The organism is Nostoc sp. (assembly GCF_036917555.1).
Taxonomy (GTDB): Bacteria; Cyanobacteriota; Cyanobacteriia; order Cyanobacteriales; family Nostocaceae; genus Nostoc.
This window is the reverse complement of record NZ_JBALDD010000051.1, coordinates 83522-90381: the sequence shown is the minus strand read 5'-3', so window position 1 is coordinate 90381 and position 6860 is coordinate 83522. Positions and strand designations below refer to the sequence as shown.

Sequence of the window (6860 nt, the reverse complement as noted above, 5' to 3'; positions counted from 1 at the left end):
TAGCTGCTCAAGAAAAAATATCCAACTACTTACTGTGGGCTGATCCGAAAAGCCAGCCCTTGGTTGTGAGCGAAATGCATAACTAAGAAATCAGAATTATCTCTCCTAAATTTCTCACTAAATATGTAAGTTCAGCATCAATCAAAGAACTATTTATTAGTTCAATGTAGATTACTTGTCATTTGCGTAATTTCATGTTAAAAAACATTAACTATTTGGTTAGTAGCTGCTCAAGAAAAAATATCCAACTACTTACTGTGGGCTGATCCGAAAAGCCAGCCCTTGGTTGTGAGCGAAATGCATAACTAAGAAATCAGATAATTTATTCCCTAACAATCCATTAAATTGATTACGCAAATGATTAAGTAATTAGGTCAAATATTTTGGTTTTTTTCCAATTTTTTAAACCCATGCTGTAATTATTCAATTATCATGAAGTACAAGGTTACATACACTTCTTTACTAAATCTTCAAAATACTTAATAAATCCGATTCATAATACATTGATATATGTTTGTAAACTTTAAATGAAATATTTTTTAAAATCTACTGATTTGTTTGGTTAATGTTGCCAGTTTTTTTTAGCTTGATGGGGTTTGTCATTAAGTTAGGTTTCGAGATCATTTTTTTTGTTAAAGAACTAAAGAAATAATTTTTTAAATAGATAAGTTAAATTAATGTATATCCAGAAGATTTTTATGCTTAATAACACTTGAGCTTTACATAAATTTTATATGCTTTTTTGGAAATTAGCGATCTCTGCGGTTTTTGCTAGTCTACGCATACCCACAAAAACCATCTAAACAAATGTCAATGAAGAAAAGCCGATCTCAAACAGATGTTTCAAATTGTGTACTAACGAAAGTAATAGAAAAGTACTAATTGCAGATAAAAACTCATGCACCAAGCTGTGGGATGATAAATATGAATATTGAGTCATATATTGCTTTCCTATAGCTCAATACATCCCAAATCTGTATTTGGAGCAATAGCCTATGTAGGATTAAAAGGGGACTGAAACCAAACCAGAGCGCGTAAATTGGGGGGACTCTTAAAAATTTGAATGGAGATTCAGACCTCAACCAAATCTTACTTATATTTTTTTCCCTAGTACCCAGAGGAGACTTATAGTCGTTCCGCTGCTAAAATCTTGCATAGTCTCTAGTCTATAGAAAATGCTTCGATACCGTGACCAAACAATATTTATTATTATTTCTGCGTTCATCGTTGTACCGATAGGATTTTTGTTTAAGTATTATAATGGGCCTGCCCATCACTGGTTTAATGATTACGGAGCAGCTGTATTTTACGAGATATTTTGGTGTCTGTTCGCATTTTGGTTTTTCAGAAGTCGGGCAGCGGTAATCCAAATTCCTATATGGGTTTTTGTCATCACCTGTATATTAGAATTCTTGCAACTTTGGCATCCGCCACTATTAGAGCAAACTCGCGCCACCTTGATAGGTAAATTGTTACTTGGTACGACCTTTGTTTGGTGGGATTTTCCTCATTATGTATTGGGTTCTGTTTTAGGCTGGTTATGGCTGCGACAATTACACGGAATAGGTTATGCAAAAAAAAGTCAAGGTTAAACCTAATTCAAAACAGCAAAAAATTGAAGAACAACCTGATGGCAATTTGACTGTTTATTTAAAATCGCCCCCAGTTGATGGTAAGGCTAATGAAGAGTTAATTAAACTACTAGCAGATAAATTTGATGTACCCAAGTCTCATATCAGAATTAAGTCAGGTTTCTCCTCTCGGCAAAAGTTGATGGAAATTGATACGAATACCTAACTGCTGCTTAATAATACCTTTTTTGAAGACTTTGCTGCCTTCTTAATATGAGCTACATTCCACCCAGTACATTCTCTACTAGAGACAAGAAACCAGAGATAGAAACTTGCAAAATCTAATTTTATGCCTCTGTAATACTGATATATCTGGGTTGAGTTTTGACTCTTTCTATCCAAGCTTGGATAGCAGAATATTGTGTTAAATCAAACCCACCTTCATCAGCTACATGAGTGTAAGCGAACAAGGCAATATCAGCAATCGTATAACGTTCTCCGACAAAAAAATCTTGAGAAGTTAAGTGTTTATTCATCAAGTTAAGTGCTGCATAACCTGGTTCACGTTTTTGTTTGATAGCTTCACTATATTCTTCAGTTTTACCTAAAATAGAAATCCAAAATCTTGATATAGCAATAAAAGGCTCATGGCTATATTGTTCAAAACATAACCATTGCAGCACCTGCGCTCGTAAAAAGCGGTCATAAGGTAAAAACTCTGTACCTTCACTTAGATACACCAATATGGCATTTGATTCTGCTAAATATTTCCCTGGCTCGATTTCCAAAACAGGTATCTGACCGTTAGGATTTTTACTTAAAAATTCTGGTGTTCGAGTCTCACCTTTTAAGATGTTAAGCTCTATCCTTTCAAAAGGTATACCTAGTTGTGTCAATAAAAGACGTATCTTATAACCATGACCAGAAGGTAAAAAATCGTACAGATGCAGTAGTTCCATGTTAAAATACAGTTAGGAATATCTTGAGAAATGAAGGTTCAAAATACAATATCTTACCAAAAGATTTTCCCAAAACCGGATATTTTTTTTGTATTTAGTATCTGAACATACTACATAAAATTATTCGAAAAAATAAAAAAATCTTATTTATTTCTAGATTTAGATGTTTAATTTAGTTAATGGTCGAAAATAAAACTATGTGTGGAAGATTTACTCTAAACCAGTCGGCAGCAGGATTGTCTGAAGTTTTCCATGTCGAGTCAGTTCCCGATTTGGCAGCCGAATATAACATTGCACCTACGCAAATGGTGGCGACAGTGTTACAAAATCCCGAAAGCGAAAAGCGGGAATTTAAGCAGTTGCATTGGGGATTAATTCCGTCATGGGCGAAAGATGCAGGAATGGGGGCAAAGCTGATTAATGCTAGGGCAGAAACTGTCGCCGAAAAACCTGCTTTTCGTTCGGCTTTTAAGCACAGACGCTGTTTAGTGCTAGCTGATGGCTTTTATGAGTGGCAACGCCAACAAGGTAAGAAGCAGCCATTTTATTTTCATCTTCAAGATGGGCAACCCTTCGGTTTTGCAGGTTTGTGGGAGAGATGGCGTTCGCCTGCTAACGAAGAAATAATCTCTTGTACAATTTTGACAACGGCAGCTAACGAATTACTCCAACCCATCCACGAGCGGATGCCAGTAATTCTGGAGCCACAAGATTACGATTTATGGCTAGATTCCCAAGTGGAAACGCCCCAAACCCTACAGCAGCTATTGCGTCCCTATCCAGCGCCAGCAATGATTGCATATCCAGTTAGCACCTTGGTAAACAACTCCCGACATAATAGTTCAGAATGTATCGTACCCTTTAGCGAGAAGAATGCCCCCGCAAATCAGTTAAATTAACTATTGAGTGAACTAGGGGATTGGGGAGATGAGGAAGCAGGGAGAGCAGGGGGACAAGGGGATAAAAAAGCGTTTTCCCAATGTTCCATGCCCAATACTTATCTACGAGAGGCTGCGCTAACGGCTTCTCTACGAGACGCACTCACCTTCGCTCAGTACAAGTGCCCCATGCCCCATGCTAATGCCCACACCCAATGCCCAATACCCAGAGAGAAATATGCCAAGAACACAAAAAAACGATAATTTTATTGACAAATCCTTTACTGTGATGGCGGATATCATTCTGAAGATCCTGCCAACCAACAAAAAAGCTAAAGAAGCGTTTGTTTATTATCGAGATGGTATGTCGGCCCAAGCGGAAGGGGAATATGCTGAGGCATTGGAATACTATGAAGAAGCTCTAACACTAGAGGAAGATACCAACGATCGCGGCTATATTTTCTACAATATGGGGCTAATCTATGCCAGCAATGGCGACCACGACAAGGCTTTAGAACTATATCACAAGGCAATTGAGTTGAACCCACGTATGCCCCAAGCCTTGAACAACATCGCTGTGATTTATCACTACCAAGGCGAAAAGGAGAAAGAAGCTGGAGATAACGAGGCCGGCGAAGCACTTTTTGACCAAGCAGCAGACTATTGGATTCGTGCTATTCGCATGGCTCCCAATAACTACATCGAAGCCCAAAACTGGCTCAAAACCACCGGGCGATCGCAAATTGACGTATTCTTCTAAAAGTGATGAGTTAGAAATTATTAATCAATCACTGCTAACTTCTGTGCAGACGCGATAATTAATCGCGTCTCTAACTCCTAACTAAAAAAAGATGATTGACCAAGAACAAGTTCACAAAGTAGCTAATCTTGCTCGTTTAGAATTGACTCCAGAAGAAGAGGAACAATTTACTACACAGTTGGGAAGTATTCTGGACTATATCGAACAATTGAATGAACTTGATGTCAGTAATGTGCTGCCAACAACACGGGCAATTGATGTCAGCAATATCACACGAGAGGATGAATTGCAACCCTATCCTGACCGGGAAAGTATTCTCAACAGTGCACCGGAACAGGAAGGCGAATTTTTTAAAGTACCGAAAATCCTCAGTGCTGAATAGTCAAATGAATTTGGGATTTTAGATTTGTTTCACGCACAAGGGGCAGGGAAGCAAAACATACATAAGTTGTGTTGAACATTTGTCTACATTATTGGCAACTATTAAAACCCTTGCTCGTACTGCCAAAGTATGTTATATGTCTAAATCTGTAATCACCGTTACCGTCAAATTGTTCGCTGCTTATCAAGAAGCCTTTAGGGTTTCGGAACTAGTGCTGGAATTTCCTAATAGTATGCCAGTCAAAGCAGTATGCGATCGCCTCATAGCTGAACACCCAGAACTCTCCCAATGGCGTGATATAACCCGTTTTGGGATTAATTTGATATTTGTCGAACCAGATACCCTACTACAAGATGGGGATGAGGTTGTGTTGATTCCACCAGTCAGCGGCGGCTAGGAAAACAGTTAGGAGTTATGAGTTAGGAGTGATAAATTAAAGATTCAAAACTTCTAACTCATAACTATTCAAAGAGAATTGGCCTTAGCAGTTAGCTTTATTAAGTTATCTAACTCTTGCTGCATTTGACTAACAACTAATTCATAACATTCATTGACATAGTAGCGATCGCTAGCTGCTTCACGGCCGTAGCGTTCAAATACAATTGGCGGACAAACCCGCGTGTAGATGGGCACTGGTAATGGAATATTGGGCAATGGGCCAATTCCTAATCCCCACGGCAGTCCGAGATAAATTGGAAAAACTTCTGGATCGATACCTAATAGCCAAGGCATTCCCCACTCATGAAGTTGCTGCACAACTTTATAACAGTCAGCAATTATAATCAGTGTATCGTGAGCGCCCCAGGAAATCACAGGTACAATCGGCACATTTTCCCGTAACGCTAACTTAATAAATCCTTGTCGCCCTGCCAAGTAAATTTTGTCACGTAAATAATTCGGTCGGAAGAGATCTTCGGCTCCACCGGGATAAACTAGCACACTCGCTCCAGAGCGTAAGGCAGTGTAAGCCATTTTCGGATGGGCGATGATTGCTCCAGCCTTAGCGACTAGTTGCGCTAGTGGCGTGCTAACTTGCCAAACCTTGGGATGCATCAAACCATAAACTGGTTTCTCTACACCAAATCTTCGGAACCAGTCGTACATCATCATTGACATATCAGGGGCCGCGAGTCCCCCATTGTGCGAACCAACAAATAAGACTTTTTCTTGGGGTGGAATATTCTCCCAGCCACTAGTTTGAACTCGAAAATAGTAGTGATACAAAAAGCCAAACAGGGGCATTAGAGATTCTATGAACTTTGGATCTCGCTCATCCAAAGACCAACCGGGTTTTTTGTTTAAAAAATATTGTTTTTTTGACATCGAGGCATTCTAACAGCATTGGCAAAGTTCAAACAATCCTTTGTTTAGATATAACTCAATACGGTTGGGTTAAGGCTAAAACTCTGTTATTAAAATCAACGTGGACGCATAGGAGTTGATTTTCCTTAATTGCGATCGCTTAATCAATTAAACATTTGGTGAAATTAAATATGCGTTATCCATAACCCATGTAGAGATGTAGTAGTACTATGTCTCTACATTACTTTTCACTCATATTTCTATTGCCACATTGCGGCGATTAATTTGGTGATGTCTATGGAGTAGTTGTTGGTTTTGAACGCTGCTGCTGGTAAAAACCCACAACTTTTTGAAGATATGTAGCAGTAAATCCGCTGTTGCAGCCTGTATAGCTGCCAGTCATCCACCAACAACCTACCCCATGTACAGCAGCTGTTTCATTATTATTGCTGGTGATAAATTGCTTGTTAAACTCACGGCGCGTAATGCAAGATACAACTTGGCGTGCCTTCGCGGGGCTATTTTCAAACTGCGTTGGTGTTAGTTCTTGTTTGAGACAATATTTCGACCAGCCTTTTAAGGTTTCTGGTTTAACTTGCCATTCACTGTAAAGTCCATCATTGGCGATGCCGGTCTGCGGTGCAGCTAGTCGCAGTGCCTCTACCATTGCCACGACTTGGGCATCAGAAACCTTTTGTTGTGCTTGAGCTAACAATGATGACAGTCCAAAGCTGACAATCACTCCGCTAAGTAGTAATGCTATAGGGTTTCTCCTCATGATTTTGGACTGATTTTTAAATACCAATATGTAGGATACTACGTTTTTACACTTAGCAATTATCAAAGATTAGAGTGAATTAGGCATTGGGCATTGGGGAGCCAGCGCTGTGGGCGGGTTTCCCGACTTGAGGCGACTGGCGTCATTGGGCATTGGGAAAACGCTTTTTTATCCCCTTGTCTCCCTTGCTGCCTGCTCCCTGCTCTCTTGCTTCTTCCCCATTCCCCAAT

Annotated in this window: 10 protein-coding genes; 7 read left to right on the top strand and 3 right to left on the bottom strand. The window is 39.5% G+C overall.

Features of this window, described 5'->3' with window-relative positions:
- Positions 1–1175 precede the first annotated feature (1175 nt).
- A complete protein-coding gene (locus V7K60_RS20320) occupies positions 1176–1592 on the top strand; it encodes a ribosomal maturation YjgA family protein (protein ID WP_334927742.1) in 417 nt (138 codons plus the stop codon).
- The gene (locus V7K60_RS20315) at positions 1570–1797 is read left to right on the top strand and encodes a DUF167 domain-containing protein (protein WP_334927740.1); all 228 of its coding nucleotides are present in this window, start codon (positions 1570–1572) and stop codon (positions 1795–1797) included. Before V7K60_RS20320 ends, V7K60_RS20315 begins: the two co-directional genes overlap by 23 nt.
- A 121-nt stretch (positions 1798–1918) precedes the next feature.
- Here V7K60_RS20315 and V7K60_RS20310 read toward each other — a convergent pair whose 3' ends face one another.
- On the bottom strand, positions 1919–2530 hold the full coding sequence (locus tag V7K60_RS20310) for a glutathione S-transferase family protein (protein ID WP_334927738.1): 612 nt from the start codon (positions 2528–2530) through the stop codon (positions 1919–1921).
- Between the two features lie 197 nt (positions 2531–2727).
- On the opposite strand from V7K60_RS20310, the gene V7K60_RS20305 reads away from it, so the two are divergent.
- From V7K60_RS20305 to V7K60_RS20285, 5 genes are all read left to right on the top strand, one after another.
- On the top strand, positions 2728–3429 hold the full coding sequence (locus V7K60_RS20305; protein ID WP_334927743.1) for an SOS response-associated peptidase: 702 nt from the start codon (positions 2728–2730) through the stop codon (positions 3427–3429).
- Between the two features lie 3 nt (positions 3430–3432).
- Positions 3433–3672 (top strand): hypothetical protein, encoded by a 240-nt coding sequence (locus V7K60_RS20300; RefSeq protein ID WP_334927735.1) that lies wholly within the window; start codon positions 3433–3435, stop codon positions 3670–3672.
- Positions 3647–4168: a photosystem I assembly protein Ycf3 gene (locus tag V7K60_RS20295; protein ID WP_334927733.1), complete on the top strand. Its 522-nt coding sequence runs from the start codon at positions 3647–3649 to the stop codon at positions 4166–4168. The genes V7K60_RS20300 and V7K60_RS20295 overlap by 26 nt, the downstream gene beginning before the upstream one ends.
- A 91-nt stretch (positions 4169–4259) precedes the next feature.
- A complete protein-coding gene (gene gatC, locus V7K60_RS20290) occupies positions 4260–4550 on the top strand; it encodes an Asp-tRNA(Asn)/Glu-tRNA(Gln) amidotransferase subunit GatC (protein ID WP_334927731.1) in 291 nt (96 codons plus the stop codon).
- A gap of 136 nt (positions 4551–4686) precedes the next feature.
- Complete coding sequence (locus V7K60_RS20285) at positions 4687–4947, top strand: MoaD/ThiS family protein (protein ID WP_099103963.1); 261 nt, start codon at positions 4687–4689, stop codon at positions 4945–4947.
- A gap of 68 nt (positions 4948–5015) precedes the next feature.
- Here V7K60_RS20285 and V7K60_RS20280 read toward each other — a convergent pair whose 3' ends face one another.
- Entirely contained in the window at positions 5016–5873 is an 858-nt protein-coding gene (locus V7K60_RS20280) for a lysophospholipid acyltransferase family protein (protein WP_334927730.1), read from the bottom strand.
- Positions 5874–6147: 274 nt separating this feature from the next.
- Entirely contained in the window at positions 6148–6630 is a 483-nt protein-coding gene (locus V7K60_RS20275) for a hypothetical protein (protein ID WP_334927728.1), read from the bottom strand.
- Positions 6631–6860: the final 230 nt, after the last annotated feature.

Coding starts and splice junctions, on each gene's coding strand:
- V7K60_RS20285 (WP_099103963.1), top strand. CDS start 4,687: ATGTCTAAATCTGTAATCACCGTTACCGTCAAATTGTTCGCTGCTTAT.
- V7K60_RS20275 (WP_334927728.1), bottom strand. CDS start 6,630: ATGAGGAGAAACCCTATAGCATTACTACTTAGCGGAGTGATTGTCAGC.
- V7K60_RS20305 (WP_334927743.1), top strand. CDS start 2,728: ATGTGTGGAAGATTTACTCTAAACCAGTCGGCAGCAGGATTGTCTGAA.
- V7K60_RS20280 (WP_334927730.1), bottom strand. CDS start 5,873: ATGTCAAAAAAACAATATTTTTTAAACAAAAAACCCGGTTGGTCTTTG.
- V7K60_RS20315 (WP_334927740.1), top strand. CDS start 1,570: ATGCAAAAAAAAGTCAAGGTTAAACCTAATTCAAAACAGCAAAAAATT.
- V7K60_RS20320 (WP_334927742.1), top strand. CDS start 1,176: ATGCTTCGATACCGTGACCAAACAATATTTATTATTATTTCTGCGTTC.
- V7K60_RS20295 (WP_334927733.1), top strand. CDS start 3,647: ATGCCAAGAACACAAAAAAACGATAATTTTATTGACAAATCCTTTACT.
- gatC (WP_334927731.1), top strand. CDS start 4,260: ATGATTGACCAAGAACAAGTTCACAAAGTAGCTAATCTTGCTCGTTTA.
- V7K60_RS20310 (WP_334927738.1), bottom strand. CDS start 2,530: ATGGAACTACTGCATCTGTACGATTTTTTACCTTCTGGTCATGGTTAT.